Origin of the sequence: Streptantibioticus silvisoli, assembly GCF_027947535.2 — a bacterium.
In the GTDB taxonomy this organism is placed as follows: domain Bacteria; phylum Actinomycetota; class Actinomycetes; order Streptomycetales; family Streptomycetaceae; genus Streptantibioticus_C; species Streptantibioticus_C silvisoli.
The window spans coordinates 13700-33616 of the sequence record NZ_JAAGKO020000069.1 but is presented as its reverse complement, the minus strand read 5'-3'; the positions used below and the strand labels follow the sequence as shown (position 1 = coordinate 33616).

Annotated in this window: 10 protein-coding genes and 1 pseudogene; 3 read left to right on the top strand and 8 right to left on the bottom strand. The window is 73.6% G+C overall.

The window, feature by feature from the left end; all coding sequences use genetic code 11:
• Window positions 1-75 precede the first annotated feature (75 nt).
• The 4 genes from POF43_RS30680 to POF43_RS30665 form a co-directional block, all read right to left on the bottom strand.
• Window positions 76-3345, bottom strand: a complete 3270-nt coding sequence (locus POF43_RS30680) for a lectin (protein WP_271325288.1) — start codon at window positions 3343-3345, stop codon at window positions 76-78.
• A 644-nt stretch (window positions 3346-3989) separates the two neighbouring features.
• Window positions 3990-6068, bottom strand: a complete 2079-nt coding sequence (locus tag POF43_RS30675) for a DUF5107 domain-containing protein (RefSeq protein ID WP_282704872.1) — start codon at window positions 6066-6068, stop codon at window positions 3990-3992.
• A 183-nt stretch (window positions 6069-6251) separates the two neighbouring features.
• A complete protein-coding gene (locus tag POF43_RS30670) occupies window positions 6252-7727 on the bottom strand; it encodes a glycoside hydrolase family 47 protein (RefSeq protein WP_282699175.1) in 1476 nt (491 codons plus the stop codon).
• A 309-nt stretch (window positions 7728-8036) separates the two neighbouring features.
• Window positions 8037-8729 carry a 4'-phosphopantetheinyl transferase family protein gene (locus POF43_RS30665; RefSeq protein ID WP_271318771.1) on the bottom strand — a complete coding sequence of 231 codons (693 nt, stop codon included), beginning with the start codon at window positions 8727-8729 and terminating at the stop codon, window positions 8037-8039.
• A 581-nt stretch (window positions 8730-9310) separates the two neighbouring features.
• Between POF43_RS30665 and POF43_RS30660 the strand changes: the two are divergent.
• Together POF43_RS30660 and POF43_RS30655 are read left to right on the top strand one after the other, a co-directional pair.
• A pseudogene (locus POF43_RS30660) lies at window positions 9311-10018 on the top strand (response regulator transcription factor); the annotation flags it as partial.
• Between the two features lie 748 nt (window positions 10019-10766).
• Window positions 10767-11888 carry a sensor histidine kinase gene (locus tag POF43_RS30655; RefSeq protein WP_271315328.1) on the top strand — a complete coding sequence of 374 codons (1122 nt, stop codon included), beginning with the start codon at window positions 10767-10769 and terminating at the stop codon, window positions 11886-11888.
• Between the two features lie 149 nt (window positions 11889-12037).
• Here POF43_RS30655 and POF43_RS30650 read toward each other — a convergent pair whose 3' ends face one another.
• From POF43_RS30650 to POF43_RS30635, 4 genes are all read right to left on the bottom strand, one after another.
• The gene (locus POF43_RS30650; protein ID WP_271324144.1) at window positions 12038-12976 is read right to left on the bottom strand and encodes a S66 peptidase family protein; all 939 of its coding nucleotides are present in this window, start codon (window positions 12974-12976) and stop codon (window positions 12038-12040) included.
• A complete protein-coding gene (locus POF43_RS30645; RefSeq protein WP_271324143.1) occupies window positions 12973-14964 on the bottom strand; it encodes a prolyl oligopeptidase family serine peptidase in 1992 nt (663 codons plus the stop codon). The genes POF43_RS30650 and POF43_RS30645 overlap by 4 nt, the downstream gene beginning before the upstream one ends.
• An 85-nt stretch (window positions 14965-15049) precedes the next feature.
• Window positions 15050-16411: a M20/M25/M40 family metallo-hydrolase gene (locus POF43_RS30640; RefSeq protein WP_271324142.1), complete on the bottom strand. Its 1362-nt coding sequence runs from the start codon at window positions 16409-16411 to the stop codon at window positions 15050-15052.
• Window positions 16404-17237 carry a M55 family metallopeptidase gene (locus POF43_RS30635; protein WP_271315332.1) on the bottom strand — a complete coding sequence of 278 codons (834 nt, stop codon included), beginning with the start codon at window positions 17235-17237 and terminating at the stop codon, window positions 16404-16406. Before POF43_RS30635 ends, POF43_RS30640 begins: the two co-directional genes overlap by 8 nt.
• Before the next feature lie 772 nt (window positions 17238-18009).
• Between POF43_RS30635 and POF43_RS30630 the strand changes: the two genes are divergently transcribed.
• The gene (locus POF43_RS30630) at window positions 18010-19737 is read left to right on the top strand and encodes a DUF8823 domain-containing protein (protein WP_271315333.1); all 1728 of its coding nucleotides are present in this window, start codon (window positions 18010-18012) and stop codon (window positions 19735-19737) included.
• The last annotated feature ends 180 nt before the right edge of the window (window positions 19738-19917 follow it).

Below are 19917 nucleotides of genomic sequence, written 5' to 3'. Positions count from 1 at the left end.
GTAGGGACCCCGGCCGACCGGCCGCCGTAGCACCGCGGTTGACCGCGTGGCGGTCAGGTCACGACCGTGCGGCGATCAGCTCCCGTACCCGAGGGCGAACAGGTGTGACGTGCCGTCCGACGTTATCGGCAGCGTCAGCGACGCCACCGTCTTGCCGGCCGTCAACGGAACCTTCACCGCGAACACATAGGTGTTCACCGGGTCCTGCGCCCCGCTGCCGGTGTTGCGGTAGGACGTGGTCAACGCCGTCGTCTCACCGGAGAACGGCTTGCTGGCACCGGCGTTGAGCGTCCAGTCGGAGAAGCCGACCGTGGCCTTGGAGGTGGTGCCGTCGGTGTAGGTGACGGTCAGCGAACCCGTGGAGCCGTTGGCCGGGGCGTCGGTGGCCGCGCCCAGCAGACCCAGCGAGGTCGCGGAGGTGCCGGACGGCGCCGGGATGGTCTGGCCGGCCATCTCGATGTTGTCCTGCTGTCCCGCGGCCACCTTGGGCCAGGTGTAGGTGATGCCGTCCACCGTCAGCTTCGAGCCGCCGGCGGCGCCGGCCGCCTGGAGCGCGTTCTGCGAGTACGCCCAGCCACCGCCGTCGAAGCCGCCGCTGAAGGTGGCGCCGTCGGCGTAGACACCCTCACCGGTGTAGTACGGCCACAGCTCGTCCGGCTGCGCGACCGCGACCCGCAGCACCGCGGTGCCCAGCGAGGCGCCGTCCGCACCGGTCAGGTCGAACGTCAGCGGGTAGTCGCCCTCGGTGGTGCCGGCGGTCACCGTCACCTTCGCCTCCGCCTTGCCGTCCGCCGGAACGGTCAGCGTGCCGGTCGAGGCCGAGGTGCTGATCCCGGTGGGCGCGTGCGCGGTCCAGGTCACCGGCAGCGCGGAGGTGCCGATGTCGGACAGGTCCAGCGTGCCGGTGCCGCTGGCGCCGGGCGCCAGCACCAGGCCGGCGCCGCTCGGGCCGGCCGACGCGAATACGTCGCGCTCACCGGTGGAGTCGGACGGCGGCGCCGCCGCGGCCTTCGTGCCCCAGGCGGTGTTGGGGGTGGCCGCCAGCGTGTAGTCGTAGCTGCCGCCCTTGCCGAGCGCCGCGAAGGTGGTCCACGGCGCGTCGGAGGACTTGCCGTTGACCGTCAGCGACTGCACGTACGGGGTGTTCGCCGCCGCCTGCGGGGCGTCGACGGTCACCGTCTTGCCGTTGCCCAGCGTCAGTTCGGCCCGCGGGAAGCCGGGGCTGCCCAGCGTGAGGGTGCCGGTGCCCGGGGTCTCCGGGTACATGCCCAGCTCCGACCAGACGTACCAGCTGCTCATCGCACCCAGGTCGTCGTTGCCGAACGAGCCGACCGGCGCGTCGAAGTACAGCTTCTGCTGCGCCTGGCGCACCGCCTCCTGGGTCTTCCACGGCTGGCCCAGGTAGTCGTACTCCCAGGGGATCTCCAGGCTCGGCTCGTTGCTGAGGTTGGCGTTGACCGAGGTGGGGTCGGTGATGTTCGACAGCAGGCCGTCGAGGTACGACGAGTACGCCTGCGTGCCGCCGCGCGCCGAGATCAGGCCCTGGACGTTGAACGGCACCATCGGGGTGTACTGCGCCGAGGTGCCCTCCACGAAGCCGTCGGAGGTGCCGGGGGTGAAGCCGGGGGCGAACTCGCCGTTGGCGTCCTTGGCCTGCATGTAGCCGGTCACCGGGTTGAAGACGTTCTGCCAGTCCTGCGCGCGGGTGGCGAACTTGGTGTAGTCGGCCGACTTGCCCAGCGACTTGGCGAACGAGGCGATCGCGTAGTCGGCGGTGTCGTACTCCAGCTGCGTGGAGACCGGGCCGTAGAAGTTGCAGCAGCCGTAGTCGTTCTCGTCCAGCGGCAGGTAGCCCTTGGCGTCACGGACCGACTCGCCGGGGCGGTCGTTGCTGGTCGCCGTCGCCTCGTGCTCCATCGCGGCCAGCGCGTGCTTGGTGTCGAAGTCGCGGGCGCCGAACGCGTAGGCGTCGGCGATGATGCCGTCCGCCGGGTCGCCGACCATGACGTAGCTCTCACCGTTGTTCTGCGCCCACTTGGGCAGCAGACCGGTCTGGTCGTAGCCGTTGAGCATCGAGGTGACCACGTCGCTGGCGATCTTCGGCTCCAGCGTGGCCATCAGCTGCGTCTGGGAACGGTAGGTGTCCCAGCCGGAGTAGTTGGCGTACTGCGCCTGCTGCCCCTTCGCCAGCGTGTGCACCTGGTCGTCCATGCCCATGTACTGGCCGTTGACGTCGGAGAAGACGTTCGGGTGCAGCAGCGCGTGGTACAGCGCGGTGTAGAACTGCACCTGCTGGTCGTGCGTGCCACCGCCGATCCGCGCCTTGTCCAGCACCGTGTTCCACGCCGCGTGGTTGGCCTTCTCCATCGCGTCGAACCCGAAGCCCTTGACCTCCTTGGAGAGGTTCAGCCGGGCGTTGGCGTCACTGGTGTAGGAGATGCCGACGGCGGCCGTGACCGTCTTCGGGGCGTCCGCGCCGAAGCTGAGGTACATGCCGTTGGCGCCGGTCACCGGCGGCTTGGCGGCCGCCGCGCGCTTCGCGCCGCCGCCCTGGGGGGCGTGCACCGTCGGGGACGGCGAGGCCGGCACGGTGAAGTGCTTCTCGGTCTTCGGCAGCGTGGTCGCGCTGCGCAGCGCCTGCTGCGGGCGGCCGTGCTCCAGCGAGGTGGAGTTCGGGCTGAGCGTGCTGCCGGACCAGGTGCCGGTGCTGGTGAACGGCTGGTCGAACTTGATGTCGAAGTGCAGCGTGTAGGTGTTGTCGGCCCCGCAGAAGTGGCCGCTCTGCACCGCGCCGGTCACCTCGTGGTCGTTGACGACCTGCGCCCGGGTGCCGTCCACCTGCGTGGCGCCGCTGCTGAGCTTGAGCAACAGGTTGGACTGACCGCTGGGGAAGGTGAACCGGCCGAGCCCGGCCCGCGTGGTGTCGGTCAGCTCGGTGGTGATCCCGGTGGAGTCGGTGACCCCGTAATAGCCGATACCGGTGTGCTCATCGGTGTGGCTGAACCCGGCGGAGGTGTTACTCAGGTTGCCGGAGAGCTTCCCGCTGACCGGCAGGATCGGCACGTCGCCGCCCGCGCCGCAGCCGGGGCCCGAGATGTGCGTCAGGCTGAAACCGGACAGCTTGCTGTCGTTGTACTCGTATCCCCCGCCCTCCGTCCGGTCGGGCGTGGTGTCCGGGCCCATCTGCATCATGCCGAACGGCATGTCGGGCCCGGGGAAGGTGTCGACCGCGCCGGACGTGCCGATCAGCGGGTTCACCAGCGACGCGGGGTCGTTGACCAGCGCCGGAGCGGCGGACGCGGAGACCGCGCCCATCGCCTGCAACGGCAGGACCGCCATGCCCATGACCGACAAAACAGCCAGTTGTCTACGGAATCGTCCTGAAAGACGTGGCGCGCTGGCGCGCCGGGGTGTTGCCATCTCGTGCCTCCACGGCGGGGGTTGAGACTTCACGAATGACGTGCGACGAGCGGACGTTTCCGCACTGCACGGCAGGCGGCGCCGCCGGACCGCACCGGCCTGACAACGTTGCCACCTCGTACGAGTGAAGAGTCAAACCCCGACTTGATCGCATGTCAACACTCGTAACATGCCGCTACGCCGCCCGCCAGAGCACCATGCCCCTCAGGAGTGACCCCCACCGGACCGGCGGGGGTCACTCCCACCCTGATACGAGATCAGGGTTTCCTCGGGGATGCGTGGTCGGCGGGCATCGGGTTGACGTGATGTCAGTGGGACGGGCCCCGAAGCCGCCGGTCGCAGCGGTCCGCACCGCCCGGCCGGCCGCCCCGAACGGTTACCCGGAGCGCGGCTGCGCCGGGGACGTTACGGGTGCGGCTGCGCCCGGGCCGTTGCGGGTGCCGGGCCCCTAAGGGTTGGGGCCGTTACGGGGTCTGGGCCACTGCGAGGCCTTGGCCGCTACGGAAGCCGGGGCCGTTACGGAGGCCGGGGCCGTTACGGAGGCCGGAGCAGCTACGAGGCCGGAGCAGCTACGAAGCCGGGGCCGGGGACGGGAGCGCCGACGGTTGCGGGGCTCGTGGCGGGGTGGCCGGGGCGGGCGGGTCCTGCGGGCGCATGCGGAAGTCGTAGGCCGCGGGCAGCGGATGCTCGGCGCGGGCACGGGCCCTGACCTCGTCGGTCACCGGACCGGCGCCGGCCAGCAGGCGTTCGGCGACCGCGTACCAGGTCTCCTCCAACGCCTCCTCCCCCTCCCGCAGGTCGGCCACCTCGAACCCGGCGTCGAACACCGCCCGCGCCCCGGCCGCGTCCCCCCGCGCCAGCAGCACCCGCGCCGCCAGCAGCCGGAACCGGCCGTGCTCGCGCGTCCCGGCCGGCAACGCCTCCAGCACCCCCGCCGCGTCCTGCGCCCGCCCGGCCGCCAGCAGCGCGGGCACCGCCTCCCGGGCCAGCGCGGCGAGCACGACCGGATCCGGATCGGCCGCCGCCAGCCGGAACGCGCGCAGCCAGCGCTCGGCGGCACGCGCCTCGTGGCCCGAGGCGGCGTCGGCCACCGCCAGGCAGCGCAGCGTCCACCACTCCTGCGCGTGCCGCAGCGACCGCTCCCAGCTGCGGACCGCCTGCGCGCGGTCCCCGGCGTGCCACTGGACGACGCCCAGGTGGTATTCCGTCAACGGGCCCGGCGCGGCGGCCTCCAGCAGCTCACGCCAGTGCGGTCCGACCGGCGTCGGACCGGGCGCGACCGGTTCGGCCGGCACCGGAAAACGCCCGGTGCGGGTCAGTTCGGCCCACGGCGCCTGCTGATCGCCCAGCCCGTCCGGGGCGTACGGGGTGCCCGGCAGCACGTGGCCGCCGTGCAGCACCTCCAGCGCTCCCCAGCCCGAACCGGACGACAGCAACTCCTGCGGCGCGGTGTCGGCGTGCTCCAGCCACGCGCGTTCGGCCCGCTCGACGCTCTCGCGCGGCAGCGCCTCCTGCAACGCGTCGGCCACCGCGCCGCGCGCCGCCCGCCAGTCCGCGCCGTGCACCGCCCGCGGGTCGGCGGACAGCGGCCCGTACGCCTCCAGCCAGCGGAACTGCCCGCCGGGCTCCAGCGGCACGTGCTCCAGCTGCGTACGGGCCAGCCCCGCCTGGATCTCGGCGTATCCGCCGGTGCCGGGTTCGGTCAGCCACCGCTGCCAGCGCCGGCCGCCGCGCCCCTGGCCCCAGACGAAGAGCTTGCGGCCGCGCAGCGTGTCGGTCGACGTCTGCGCCAGACCGCTGCCGGTCGCGTCGAGCGCGGCGATCCAGCGGCGTTCGGCGGCGGGCACGTCGTAGAAGTAGTCGGCCGAGTGCTGCGAACCGGGGGCGTACGTGCGGTCCGCGCCGTCCCACTCCGGCACCGGGACGCGGTGCGGGCCGCCGGCTCGGCCGAGGTGCCAGGCGTGCTCGGCGGGGGCCACGACCCGCACCCCGTCCGCCTCGGGGACCGCCGCGTTGGACCACCAGTAGACCGGCACCGGACGGTGTCCGACGTTGCGCAGCCGCACGCCCACGTACAGGAAGTCGGAGTGCTCCGGCAGCCACAGGTCGATCTGGAACGGCAGGTCGCTGAGGCGTTCCCACTCCCACAGCCGCAGCATCTCCCCGCCGTCCGGCGCCGGAACCCGGCCGGCGTACAGCGGCGCGCACGACAGCGGGCTGTGCCCGGTGGCGCCGACGTTCCACTCGATGCCGCCGGAGAACCACGCGCCGGCCAGGCCGAAGTCGGCGGGCTGGAAGACCGGGTTGCGGTACAGCAGTTCGCGGCCGGTGGGCTTGTGGAACAGCGAGTGGATCCGGCCGCCCAGCCCGGGCAGCACGGTCACGCGCAGCCGGTCGTTCTCGACGACCAGCGCGTCCAGCGCGGCGGGCGTGCGGTCACGTCCGTAGCCGTCGAGGCGCCGGACCGGCAGCAGGGTCTCCAGCGGCCGGTACCCGATCTGGCGGGCCATGTCCGGCGGGAGCGCGGCGCGTTCGGCCGCGGGGATCTCACGCGTCCCGCCGGGGGCGAGAAGCGCGGGCAGCGGGTTCTCGGGGCCGACGGGAGCGGCGGGGAGGGTGACACGGGTACGTCGCACGGTGGTGGCCAAGGCTGCCCCTTTCTTGAGCCTGCCGGGATGAGTCGCGGTCCCGGGTGAGCGATCTCCATCGAACCCGGTGACGACACGCTCGCACAGCGTTTTTCACGCATGGGTGGCAGGTTCTTTACGCGGCCGTGCCCGAGGACGGGCGGCCGCGGGCGACCTTGGGCGACCGTGGGCGGCCGGCGGCGGTCAGCGGCGGCGCAGGCCGCGCAGCACCTTGCCCTCGGTCGACAGGATGCCGTTGCGGTAGTCGAACCGCGGGCTGTCGGCGAAGGTCAGGTACAGGTACTTGTTGTTCTCCGCGAACCAGTACGCCGGCGTGTAGTCGCCCAGCGTCATCGGCGCGGTGGTGACGTCGGCGGCGATGGTGTAGCCGCCGGTGACCCGCAGGTTGTCCCGCATCCCGGTGAAGTACTGGTAAGCGGTGCGCTTGTAGTACTCGTTCGGGTCGAGCCGCCACAGGTCGAACGAGGAGTTGACGTACTCCGGCCGCAGCTGGTTGCCCTTGTCGGTGGCGGCGAGCGTGGTGTAGTCGATGCCCTCGGGCAGCACCGGGTAGCGGTCCAGCGCCGTCGTCCAGGACCGGTAGTAGGCCGAACCGTGCGCGAGGTCGCCGCCCTTGCCGAGCAGCCCGGCGTAGAAGGCCCCGAGCTCCGACTGGGCGGTGCCGGTCGGCGCGCCGGTGGCCGAGTCGACCTGCCGGAACCACAGGTGGCCGGTGCTGGTGTCGGCCTGGTGCGTCAGGATCGCCCGGGTCAGCGTCCGGTACCACTCCAGCAGCCGCTTGTCGCCCAGCAGCGCGTAGCCGCCCCACAGGTACTCGTAGAACGAGTCCACCGGCGGGTTCGGCGCCGTGTCGCCGGTGTCGGTCCACCGGCCGGTCGCGGCGTCGACCGACGTGCCGAGCAGGTCGAGCGAGCTGCGCATGCCGATCACCGCCTCGTACGCCCGCATCGACGCGTCGATGTACCGCGAGTCGCCGGTGAGCTTGGACAGCAGGCCGAACTCCATGACGTTCGTGCCCACTTCGGCCAGCGGGACAACGTTGCCATCGATGGCTCCGGTGGCGAGGTTCACGTGGGTGTAGGGGATGCCGGTGGGCGAGGAGGTGAACGCCGGCATCACCCGGTCGGTCAGCTCCCGGCACAGGGCGAGCAACTTGGGCCGGCCGGTGGCCAGATAGCCGGCCAGCAGACCGCCGACCAGTCGGATGATCGTTTCGAAGACGTGCATGTCGACGTCCTGCGTGGGATCGAAGTTCGCCTCGATCCAGTCGCAGGACCGGGCGAGTTCGTGGTCCTCGCCCATCACGTACAGCGTGTCGAGGGCTTCCACCATGGACAGCCCGAAGGTCTTGCCGGGGGCGAAGAAGTCACTGGAGGTGCCGCTGACCGGGCACACCTCGTCGTGTCCCCAGGCGACGGAGGTGTAGCCGCGCCAGCCGTGCAGGAACTCGGCGTGGATCTCGGCCGCGATCGTCCGGTCGGACGGCAGCGGCGTCGTGCCGCCCGCGAAGGCGAACGGGCTGGTGGCGGGGGTGGTGGCGGCGTGTGCCGGGGTGGTCAGCAAGGTGGCGCCGGCCAGTGCTGCTCCGGCGGCGCCGAGGACGGTCCGCCGGGAGGCCGGGCGGGGTGCGGGGCGGGGGGTATGGGTCTCAGGTCGCATGGCCCAGGGACGTTACCCGCGTTGGGACGGCCGCCCAAGGGGGCTGACCGGATTGCCTCGCGATCATGGGTGTTTTGCGGCCACCGGTGCGAAATGCCGTGGCGGGTGCGCGGGAACGGGACCGCCGGGACGGCCGCGCCGGGAGAGGTGTGCCGTTTTCGGAAACCGTTGACTGGTCGTTGCCGGTGTCAACGATGCTCCGGCCGCCGCGCTTTCGGCCACCTTCCCTCATCGGTCACCGGTACGCGCTCCCGTCGCGCCGCCCTCCCGGCAACCGCGACAGCTCCCTTCCCGGCCCGGCCGCGGGCGTCAATGCCCGGCGGGCGGCGGGGCGTCGGGGTCGGCGAGGGCGATCGCCGCACGGTAGCCGGCCGGGGCGTCGGTGTCGGCCAGCCGCCAGCCCGGCGGCCTGCCGGGGATCTCGGCGGCCCCCACGTAGTCCCGGCCGAGACCGCCGGACAGCCCCTCACCGGTGCCTTTCAGATACGCCTCCTTGCGGGTCCAGCAGCGCGCGAAGGCGGTACGGCGCTCGTCGTCGTCGGCCACGGCGACTATTTCGTCCCGTTCCCGGGGGTGCAGACGTGGCGCGATCTCGTCGGCGGTACGGACCGTCGGCAACTCCTCGACGTCGGCCCCCACCGGCGTTCCCGCGAACGCGATCAGCACCAGCTCACCGCTGTGCGACAACGAGAAGTGCGGCGCGTCCTCGGTCGCCACCGCGGGCCGGCCGTGCGGCCCCCCGCACGTCGGACAGGTCTGCGACACGAACCGCTGCTCCGCGGCCGGAACACCGGTGTACGCCGCCAGCAACTCCCGCAGCGCGACGTGCGCCACGCCGTACGCCGTGCGGTGCTTGTCCAGCCGGAACTTCTCGTAGCGCCCGCGTTCGCGCTCGTCGAGCATGCCCAGCGCGCCCGGCAGCCCCGCGGCCCGGTCACCGACCCGCAGCAGCCAGACGTGCGGAGCCTCCCCGGGCCCGGGCGACGTGAGGACCGCGGGCACCGGCGCGGCACCGAGCGCCCGCTGGACGAGGCCCGGCGCGGGCGCCCCGGCGGGACCGGAGCCTGGGGTGGTGGGATCGGGACCCGGAGCGGTGGGATCGGGGCCGGTGGCGGTGGGGCCGGGGCCCGCGTCTGCGGCGCCGGGAGTCGCGCCGGCGGGACCGGGGTCCGGGGCGGCGGGACCGGGATCATCCGGAGCGGTGGGGCCGTGGCCTGTGCCGACCGGGCCGGGACCCGTGGCGGCGGAACCGGCGGCGGGCCCGGAACCGGGGGCGGAGGCGGGGTGCGGCGTCAGGGGGTCCTCCCGGGTCCGGCGTCGGCGGTGGCCGGCCGAGGGTCGGACGAACCGCCGCCCGACGGTCAACTGCTCCGCCCGATCCTATGATCACCGGCCCGTCACCGACAGCGGGCGCTCAGCAGGGCGCGACGACTTCCGGCCGCCTGCCGACGCCCGCACGCCCCGGCACGTTCATCGAACAAAAGGCATTAATACGGCAGGCATTCCTTACGAAACGCGGACGCCGGCCCGCTCCGGATCCCGCGCCCCGACGGTCCGCCGCCTGCGGTGCGACACTCGGTCGCGTGACAGCGAGCGATTCCCCCTCCCCGGCCGCCGGACCGCGGCAGCGCGTCCTCGTGGTGGACGACGACCCGACGGTGGCCGAGGTCGTCGCGAGCTACCTGGACCGCGCCGGATTCCTGGTGGACCGGGTGGCGGACGGCCCCGGCGCCGTGGCGCGCGCCGCCGCCGTGCCGCCGGACCTCGTCGTCCTCGACCTGATGCTGCCCGGTCTGGACGGCCTGGAGGTCTGCCGCCGCATCCGGCAGCGCGGCCCGGTGCCGGTCGTCATGCTCACCGCACGCGGCGACGAGGACGACCGCATCCTCGGCCTGGAGGTCGGCGCGGACGACTACGTCACCAAGCCGTTCAGCCCCCGCGAACTCGTCCTGCGCGTCACCTCCGTCCTGCGCCGGGCCGGCGCCGCGCCCGCCCCCGGCCCCTGGCTGCGCTCCGGCCGCCTAGCCCTCGACCCCGCCGCCCGCCGCGTCACCCGCGACGGCACCGAACTCGCCCTGACGGCAAGGGAGTTCGACCTCCTGTCCTTCTTCCTCCAGTACCCCGGCCGGGTCGTCGGCCGCGAGGAACTCATGAGACGCGTGTGGGGCTGGGAGTTCGGCGACCTGTCCACCGTCACGGTCCACGTCCGCCGCCTCCGCGAGAAGATCGAGGACGACCCCGCCCGTCCCCACCTCATCAGCACCGTCTGGGGCGCCGGCTACCGCTTCGACGGCGGCGAACCGGGAAGCGCGGGGGCGCCGGCCCCGGGTGCGGCGGGCAGCCGCGACAGCGGTACGTACGGCGGCGCCGGCCAGAACGGCGGTACGTATGGCGGCGCCAGGCCCGACAGCGGTACGGCCTCCGGTGGCCCCGGCTTCGGTACGGCCTCCGGTGCGGGGGCTCACCACGACAGCGGTGGGGTCCTCGGTTCGGGTGCCCGCCCCGACAGCGGTACGTACGGCGGCGCCAGCCACGCCAGCGGTACGACCTCCGGCGGCACCGGCCCCGGCACGGCCTCCGATGCGGGGGCTCACCACGACAGCGGTGGGGCCCCCGGTTCGGGTACCCGCCCCAACAGCGGTACGTACGGCGGCGCCAACCCCGGCACGGCCTCCGGTGCGGGAGCTCACCACGACAGCGGTGCGACAACCGCCAGCGCCGGCCCCGACAGCCGTACCTCCGGCGGCATCAGCCCCGACAGCAGTACGGCCTCCGGCGGCGCCAGCCCCGGTACGGCCTCCGGTGCGGGGGCTCACCACGACAGCGGTGGGGCCCCCGGTTCGGGTACCCGCCCCAACAGCACCACCTCCGGCGGCGCCCGCCACGACAGCAGTGCAACCCCTGACGGCGGCCCGCCCCGCGGTCCGGCCTCCGGCATCGGCCGCACCGCCTCCGACGCCGCCTCCGCCGTCGCGCCCCCTGCTTCCCCCCGCACCTCCCCCGACAGCGCCCCGCGCGCGATCGCCGGGGTGACCGGTCATGCGTGATCTGCTGGTCATCGCCCTGTACGCGGCGGGTGGCGCGGCGGTCGCCGGGCTGCTGGGCGCGTGGGCGCTGCGGCTGCTGCGGCACCGTTCGCTGGCCGCCTCGCTCGCGGTGGTCGCGTCGGTGACGGTGGCCGCGATGCTCGCCGGAACGCTGTCGGTGGCGTGGGCGATGTTCCTGTCCTCGCACGATCTGCGGGTGGAGGTGCTGGTCTGCGCGGCGGCCACCGTCGTCTCGCTGGCGGTCGCGGCGCTGCTGGGCCGGCGGGTGATGAGCGGCAGCCGGGCGCTGACCGCCGCGACCCGGGCGCTCGGCGACGGCGACGGCCTGACCCCGTTCGCCCCGCCACCGCACGACGCGCTCAACCGCGAACTGGCCGACCTGGGCCGCGAACTGACCGCCACCAGCGCCAAGCTCGCCGCCTCCCGGGACCGCGAACGCGCCCTGGAGTCCTCGCGCCGCGAACTCGTCGCCTGGATCTCGCACGACCTGCGCACCCCGCTGGCCGGCCTGCGCGCGATGGCGGAGGCGCTGGAGGACGGCATCGCGGACGACCCGGCGCGCTACTACGTCCAGATCCGCGCCGAGGTGGAACGCCTCAGCGGCATGGTCGGCGACCTGTTCGAACTCTCCCGCATCCAGGCCGGCGCCCTGCCGCTGTCCCCGTCCCGCCTGTCGGTCTACGACCTGGTGGGCGACGCCATCGCCGGCGCCGACCCGCTGGCCCGTGAGCACGGCGTCCGCCTGGTCGGCGACGGCGTCGAGCCCGTTCCGGTCGAGGTCGACGGCCGCGAGATGACCCGCGTCCTGGCCAACCTCCTGGTCAACGCGATCCACCGCACCCCCGCCGACGGCACCGTCGCCGTCGCGGCGCGCCGCGAGGACGACCGCGTCGTGCTGTCGGTCACCGACGGCTGCGGCGGCATCCCGCCCGAGGACCTGCCGCGCGTCTTCGACACCGGCTGGCGCGGCACCGGCGCCCGTACCCCGCCGGCCGGCGCCGGGCTCGGCCTGGCCATAGTCCGCGGCATCGTCGAGGCCCACCGCGGCCACGCCGCCGTCAGCAACGTGCCCGGCGGCTGCCGCTTCGACGTCACGCTGCCGGCCGCCGGCTGACCCCACCGGCCCGTCGACCGGCCGGGCCGGCCGCCGGGTCCGCACCGGCCGGCGCAACGCCGGTCAGCTGCCGGTCGGCGCAACGCCCGTCAGCACCACACCGGTCAGGCCCGCACCCGTCAACGCAACGCCCGTCAACGCGATGTCCGTCAGCGCAGCGCCGGTATGCGGAACGTCAGCGTCGCGGCGTCGGCGTCCAACTCGGCGGGCAGGCCGAGCGGCACGGTCAGGCTGCTGTCGCCGTGCCCGAATCCCAGCTCCTCGATCACCGGCACTCCCAGGCCGCCCAGCCGGTCGCGCAGCACCTCGCGCACCCGGTCGTAGGGGCCGCAGTCCCGCCACGACCCGAGCACGATCCCGGCCACCGAGTCCAGCCGCCCGGACCGCAGAAGCTGGGTCAGCACCCGGTCCAGCCGGTACGGCGGCTCGCCGACGTCCTCCAGCACGAGGATGCCGCCGTCGGCCCGGGTGCCGGCGTGCGGCGTGCCGACCTCGGCGGCCAGCATGCTCGCGCACCCGCCGAAGGTCACCCCGCACGCCCGGCCGCCGACCATCGTCGCGGCGGTCGCCGAGGCCAGCGTCTGCACCGTCTCCGGCGCGAACAGCGTGCGCCGCAGGTGATCGCGCGTCGGCTCGTCCTTGGTGAACGCCAGCCCCGCCGCCACCGGCCCGTAATACGTCACCAGGCCCAGCCGCCGGGCGAACGCCTCGTGCAGGACGGTGACGTCGCTGAACCCCACGAACGCCTTGGCCGGCGCCGCGGCCAACGCCCGCCAGTCCAGCAGGTCGACCATGCGCTGCGCACCGTAGCCGCCCCGGGCGCACAGCACCGCGGCGACCGACGGATCGCACCACGCGCCGGTCAGATCGGCTGCACGCGCCACGTCGTCGGCGGCCAGGTACCCCAACACCGCGTCGCGGCCCAGGACATGGGGTGCCACCACCGGATCCAGGTCCCAGCCGCGCAGCACGTCCAGCCCGGCGGCCAGCCGGTCGGGGTCGACCGGGCCGCTGGGGGCCACGACCGCCACCCGGTCCCCCGCCACCAGCCGGCGCGGGCGCTCCAGCGGCCGCGGTGCGCCGGTCATGACGACAGCCCCAGCCTCGGCACGCCCGGCGGCGTGAATCCGAAGACCTGCCCGTACAGCGACAGTTCCGCCTCAAGACAGGCGACGATCGTCTCCAGCCGCCGGAAGCCGTGGCCCTCGCCCTCGAACGTCAGGTAGGCGTGCGGCGGCGCGCCCTGCCCGGTGAGGTGGGACAGGAAGCGTTCGCTCTGCGCGGGCGGGCAGATGACGTCCGCCAGCCCCTGGAGCAGCACGAACGGTCCGGCGACCCCGTCGGCCCGGTAGACCGGGGAACGTTCCTTGTACCGCTCGGGCACCTCGGCGATCGGGCCCACCAGGGACTCGGTGTACCGCGATTCGAAGTCGTGGGTCTCGGCGGCCCAGGCGGCCATGTCCAGGATCGGGTAGCTGATCGCACCGCACGCGAACGTGGTCACCGACGTCAGCGCGGCCCCCGTCGTCCACCCGCCGGCGCTTCCGCCGCGGATCGCCAGCCTCGCCGGGTCGGCCGAGCCCTCCTTGACCAGCGCCTCGGCCACCGTGACGCAGTCCTCGACGTCGACCACGCCCCACCGTTCGCGCAGCCGGTTGCGGTACTCGCGGCCGTAGCCGGTCGAACCGCCGTAGTTGACCTCCGCCACGCCGATGCCGCGCGAGGTGAAGTAGGCGATCTCCAGGTCGAGCACCATCGGCACGCGCGAGGTCGGGCCGCCGTGCACCCACACGACGTAGGGCGGCAGTTCGCCCTCGGGCGCGATGAAGTCCGGGTTGTGCGGCGGGTAGACGTGGGCGTACACGTCGCGGCCGCCGGCGCCGGTGAAGATCCGCTCGACCGGCCGGGGCAGGTGGCCGGGGTCCACGGTGTCGGCGTGCGCGGCCCCGACGCTGCGGGTGTGGCCGCCGACGGTGTCGAGTTCGACGATCTCGTGGCCGGTCATGGCGCTGGCGGCCAGGCCGGTGACCCGGCTGCCGTTGACGGCCAGGGCCGCGTCCCACTCGGTCCACGGCCCCGGCGCGTCGGTGAGTTCGCCGGTGACGGGGTCCAGGACGCCGAGCCGCAGCGCGCCGCGGCCGTGCAGCACGGCCAGGGTGCCGTCGGGCAGCGGGGCGAACCAGCGCAGGCCGATCTTCCAGCCGGCGCCGCCGAACTCCTCCTCGCGGGGGCAGACGTTGACCGCGTTGCCGGTGGCCGGGTCGACGCGGTGCAGGTTCCACCAGCCGCTGCGGTCGGTCACCGCGTACAGGGTGCCGTCCCCGGCCCACTCGGCCTGCGGCACCGATTCCTCCGGGCCGCCGATCAGGGTGCGGATGCCGGTGAACCCCTCGTCGCCGACGTCGGCGATCCGCAACTCCGTGCCGTCCCAGGGCATCGACGGGTGGTCCCAGGCGGTCCACACCGCCTGCCGCCGGTCCGGGGAGAGCTTCGGTCCGGTGACGAACCGGCTGCTGTCGTCGGTCAGTTCGCGCACCCGGCCGCGGTCCTCGGCGGCCGAACCGTCCAGCGGCACCGCGGCGATGACCCGCCGGACGTCGGTCGCCCCCTCGCCGGTGAACTCCTCCAGGACGCACCACACCTCGCCGCGTTCCGGCATCACGCACAGGTCGGCCCAGCGCAGTCCGCCGCCGACCCGCGAGACCGGGGTCAGCGGGCGCGGCGCGGCGTCCGGCCGGTCCGGCCGGAAGGCGTACAGGCGCTGGTCGTCGAAGTGTGTGAAGACGATGAGCGGACCGCCACCGCCGGCCGGCGCGGCGTCAGCGGCCCAGGGGACGCCGCCGTACTCGATGACGCGGCTGCGCACGTTCCACGGTGCGGGCAGCGCGCAGACCTCGGTGCCGTCCGCGCCGCGCCGCATGAGCGCCCGGCGGCCGCCCTCGGCGGGCCGGGGGGCGGTCCACCACAGTTCGTCGCCGACGGCGCCGAGCCATTCGGGGCGACCGTCGAACGATGCCGCCTTCACCGCGTCGATGGGTGACTCCCACGCTCCGAACGGGACGGTGCGGACGCTCATGTCTTCCCACTCCTGTCGTCTGTCAGCCTGCTCGTGCCGCCGGCGGCCGGGCCGAGGCGGTCGCCCCGGCCGCGAACCGGCCGGATCAGCCGCTCATGAAACGGTCCAGCACCCGCACCCCGAAGTGCAACGCCTCCACCGGAACCCGCTCGTCGACACCGTGGAACAGCGCCTGGTAGTCGAAGCCCGGCGGCAGTTTCAGCGGGGAGAAGCCGTATCCGGTGATGCCCAGCCGGGAGAACTGCTTGGCGTCCGTGCCGCCGGACATGCAGTAGGGCACGGCATGCGCCCCCGGGTCGAAGTGCTCCAGCGCCTCCCGCATGGCGTCGAAGGTGGGCGAGTCGACCGGCGCCTGGAGCGGCGTCTCGCGGTGGTGGAACTCCCAGCTCACCCGCGGCCCGGTGAGCCGGTCGAGGGTGTCGATGAACTCCTGCTCGGCGCCGGGCAGCATGCGGCCGTCAACGAACGCGGTGGCGGAACCGGGGATGACGTTCACCTTGTAACCGGCGGACAGCATCGTCGGGTTGGCGCTGTTGCGCACGGTGTGCTCGACCAGGGCCGCGGTGCCGCCGAGCTTGCCGAGCAGGTTGTCGACCTCACGGCCGAGTTCCTGCGGCGCGTCGCTGTCCAGGCGGCAGTCGATGCCGTGCAGTTCGGCCAGGGCGGTCAGCGCGGCACGCACGGTGGGCACCAGCCGGACCGGCCACTGGTGCTCGCCGATCCGGGCGACCGCCGCGGCCAGCGCGCTGACCGCGTTGTCCCGGTTGACCTTGGAGCCGTGGCCCGCCTTGCCCTGCGCGGTCAACTTCAGCCAGGCGGTGCCGCGTTCACCGGCGGCGACCGGGTACAGGCGCAGGTCGGGGCCGGCGTGGAAGGTGAAGGCGCCGGACTCACTGATGCCCTCGACGCAGTCCGCGAACAGGTCGGCGTGCCGCCGCACCAGGAAGTCGGAGCCGGCGGCGGCGCTGTCCTCCTCGTCGGCGGTGAAGGCCAGCACGATGTCACGGCGCGGCCGGCGGCCGGAGCGGGCCCAGGCCCGGACGGTCGCCAGGACCATCGCGTCCATGTTCTTCATGTCGATGGCGCCGCGCCCCCACACGACGCCGTCGACCACCTCACCGGAGAAGGGGTGGACGCTCCAGTCGTCGGGCTCGGCCGGGACCACGTCCAGGTGCCCGTGGACCAGCAGGGCGTCGGCCGTCGGGTCGGTGCCCTCGATCCGGGCGACGACGTTGGCCCGGCCCGGCGCCGACTCCAGAACCCGCGGCTCGATGCCGGCGTCGGCGAGTTGCTCGGCCACGTACTCGGCGGCCGGCCGCTCGACACAGTCGCCGCCGCCGCGGTTGGTGGTGTCGATCCTGATCAGGTCGGAGGTGAATCGGACCACCTCGTCGAACGCCTGCTCGTCGACGGGTGAGGTGTCATCGGATGCGGGCCGCTCAGCCATATTGTTCCTCCACCGCTGCCGAAACGACCGTGGTCACGGCCTTGAAGCACCGGATCGCTGTGTACATCGTGTCGGCCGTGTACCGGACACGCCGTTCGCCACACCGCTCCACCGAGGGGACGACGCAGGCCGCCCCCACCAGATGGGTGGCGTCGAACTCCAACTCGACGGTGAACGGGCCGGCCTGCGCCGGCTCGTGCCGGACCGCCAGCGCCGCGGCTGCCCGGGCGGCCTGCCGGATGTCGGCGGCAGTGCGGGCCGGGGGCCGGCAGACGGCCGCGTAGCGGGAGACGTAGTCCTTGACCGCGACGGTGTGGGCCTGCGGGGCGTATCCCCGCGCGTCGATCCCGGTCCGGTCGTCGCCGGTGACCAGGACCACCGGGACCCCGTACTCCGCGCAGACCAGCGCGTTGAGACGTCCCTCGCTCGCGGGTTCGCCGTTGACCCATACGCCCGTGACGGTGTTGGCCAGATAGGTGTGCGCCAGCACGCCCTCGGTGCCCGCGCCGGCGTGGTAGCCGACGAAGGCCATGCCGTCGACGTCGCCGTGCTGGACCCCTTCGACCATGGAGAGATCCTTGTGACGCCCGGTGAGCATCTGGGCCCGCTCGTCGAGCTGTTCGAGGAGCAGGTTCCGCATCGTCCAGTGGGCCTCGTTCACCAGGACCTCGTCGGCGCCGCCGTCCAGGAAACCGGCGATCGCCGCGTTGACGTCGGAGGTGAACATGTGTCGGCAGCGCTGCCATTGTTCGGTGCCGGGCAGCACGTCAGCGGGCCAGGTCACCCCGGTCGCGCCCTCCATGTCCGCGGAGATCAAGATTTTCATGAACGGCACGGTACGCGGCCGAGCCGGAGCGGCACCACCCCTGTGGATAACTACAGAGGTCTAGACCTCTGGGTTATCCACAGGGCTTGCGCGACCGGGTCGCGCGGAGCCACGATCACCGACATGCGATCACTCACGGTGACCAGTTCACCCTCCGCGCCCCTTCGCCGACCGCGACCCGTTCAGGACGGCCCGTCTGCCGTGCCGACCACCGCCGGCCTCCTCCTACCCGCTTCGGGATCCGCCCGGCGGCCCCGATGTCCCCTCCGCCACGCCTGGACGCGCCGGAGGTTCGCTCCAATGGATCACCACGCGCGGGCCGTCTCCTCCGTTCTTCTCCCCCTTCTCCTCCCGCGCGCCCGGCGCCCCCGGCCGCCCGGACCCCGCCGATGGCTCCGGGAACGCTCGGTCGGCCCACTCCGGCCACTCCTGCCGTCGCGGCCGCCCGGGTGGCCTGGGCTGCCTGAACTCCCCCGGCTCGGCGGGCTTCCCGCCTTCGGTCGGCTCTTCCCGCTCCGACGACCGCCCTGGCTCCGCCGGCTCCGGCGGCTCTCCCAGCTCCCCCAGTCCCATCGGCTCTTTCGGCTCCGCCGGTGCCACCACCGGGCGGCCGACCCGCCCGTGCGCGTCAAGCACGACAGGGGATGCGGTCGGTACGCGGCCGCGATCCGGCGCAGGCCCGTCTGCCGCACCTGCTCCCCCGGCGCGACAGCCACGCGTGTTAGCGTCCCGTACTCGGTACGGCAACTGGGCAAGACCGGGAGCAAACACGATGAGCACGCTCGAACCGGACCCCCGTGCCGCATTCCTTCCGCGGTCGCCCCTGACGGCGCTGCTGCGGCATCCGGTGGTGGCGGCCGTGCTGCTGGCGGGTGTGCTACACCTGCTGTGGGCGCTGTTCCTGGCCACCGACGGCGGCGACCTGGCGGCCCAGTACGCCTGGACCGAGTTCGCCGACCGCAATCCGGACGCCGCCTACAACCTGTCCTGGTACGGCGGCATGCACCCGGTCTCCTACAGCGTGCTGACGCCCTATGTGATGGCCGCGCTGGGGGTGCGGACGACGGCGGTGCTGGTGGGTACGGCGTCGGCGGGACTGTTCGCGCGGATGCTGGTGCGGTCCGGGATCGAGCGCCCGATGACGCCGGCGCTGTGGGGCGCGTTCGCCCTGTGGTGCGACAGCGCGTCGGGCCGGGTGACGTTCGCGGTCGGGATGTTCTTCGCACTCGCCGCGGCGTGGCTGAGCTACGAGGACTTCGGCGGCCGGGTCCTGCGGGCTTCGGGGGCGGCGATCCTGGGCGCGCTGGCGACGATGTCGAGCCCGGTGGCCGGTCTGTTCGTGGAAGTCGTGGCGGTGGCCCTGTTCTTCACCGGCCGGCGCAAGGACGCGGTGTCGATGGCGGCCGGTCCGGTGCTGGTGGTCGGGGCGACGACGGTGTTCTTCCCCTTCTACGGGGTCCAGCCCTTCTCGGTGGGCGGTGCGCTGCTGCCCATCGCGGTGTCCGTACCGCTGGTCCTGTGGGCGCCGAAGTCGTGGCGCCCGGTGCGGATCGCGGCGGCGGCCTACTCGCTGGGCGTCGTGCTGACGCTGGCGGTCCCTTCCCCGGTCGGCAGCAACGTGGAGCGGCTGGCGCTGCTGTTCGGTGGCGCGCTGCTGCTGGCGGCGGTGGGTGCCGGACGGCTCGGGCGGCGGCGGACCGCGGCCTTGTACCTGGCGTTCGCGGTGGCTGCGGCCTGGCAGGTCTTCAAGCCGGTCCAGGACCTGGTGTCCACCGCCCCGGCGGCCGGCTGGTCGTCCTACGCCCAGCCGCTGGTCGGCGAGTTGGGCAAGCTGGACGCCGACCGGGGGCGGGTCGAGGTGGTGTCGGCGCAGACGCACTGGGAGGCGGCGGGCCTGTCGCCGTACGTGAATCTGGCGCGCGGCTGGAATCGGCAGGTGGACGTGGAGCGCAACCCGCTGTTCTACCAGGGCACCCTGACCCCGGCCGCCTACCACGACTGGCTGCGGCGCTGGGCGGTCGGCTACGTGGTGCTGCCGAAAGCGGTACCGGACAACGCGGCGGTGGCCGAGGCGGCACTGGTGTCGAAGGGTCAGCCGTGGCTGGCGCCGATCTGGCACGACACGCACTGGCGGGTGTACCGGGTGACCGACCCGCTGCCGATGGCCGCCGCGCCGTCGACGGTGCTGAAGGCCGGAGCGAGCGTGCTGTCGGTCCGGGTGCCGAAGGCGGGACCGGTCCTGGTGAGGGTGACGTGGTCACCGTGGCTGGACGTGCTGAGCGGCGGCCAGGGATGCCTGGAGCAGGACGGGGAGTGGACGCTGCTGCGGGCCGACGGCCCCGGCGTCTTCCACATCGGCGCCCGCTACCGCCTGCCGCGCGGCACCCCCTGCGCCGCGAAACCGGTGAAGGCGGAACAGCCGGCGCCCCCCGCGAATCCCCTGCCGTCCCGCACACCGGCATCCGCCCACCCCACGCCCTCCACCTCCTCCCAGGACTGACGGCACCGGGCACGGACGGCAAGCCGGGCACGAACGACGAGCCGGTCGCCGACAGCAGGCCGTCCACCGGCGGCGGGGCAGACGCCGGCGGCAGGGCAGACGTCAGCGGTGAGGCAGGCATCGGCGACGGGCCGGACACCGCGAACCGACCAGCCACCGGTACCGCACGCCGGACGGCAC

What these genes read in the sequence shown, in the direction of transcription:
- POF43_RS30640 (WP_271324142.1), bottom strand. Translation starts at nt 16,411, where the DNA reads ATGGCTGAGCGGCCCGCATCCGATGACACCTCACCCGTCGACGAGCAG.
- POF43_RS30645 (WP_271324143.1), bottom strand. Translation starts at nt 14,964, where the DNA reads ATGAGCGTCCGCACCGTCCCGTTCGGAGCGTGGGAGTCACCCATCGAC.
- POF43_RS30655 (WP_271315328.1), top strand. Translation starts at nt 10,767, where the DNA reads ATGCGTGATCTGCTGGTCATCGCCCTGTACGCGGCGGGTGGCGCGGCG.
- POF43_RS30670 (WP_282699175.1), bottom strand. Translation starts at nt 7,727, where the DNA reads ATGCGACCTGAGACCCATACCCCCCGCCCCGCACCCCGCCCGGCCTCC.
- POF43_RS30680 (WP_271325288.1), bottom strand. Translation starts at nt 3,345, where the DNA reads ATGGGCATGGCGGTCCTGCCGTTGCAGGCGATGGGCGCGGTCTCCGCG.
- POF43_RS30650 (WP_271324144.1), bottom strand. Translation starts at nt 12,976, where the DNA reads ATGACCGGCGCACCGCGGCCGCTGGAGCGCCCGCGCCGGCTGGTGGCG.
- POF43_RS30635 (WP_271315332.1), bottom strand. Translation starts at nt 17,237, where the DNA reads ATGAAAATCTTGATCTCCGCGGACATGGAGGGCGCGACCGGGGTGACC.
- POF43_RS30630 (WP_271315333.1), top strand. Translation starts at nt 18,010, where the DNA reads ATGAGCACGCTCGAACCGGACCCCCGTGCCGCATTCCTTCCGCGGTCG.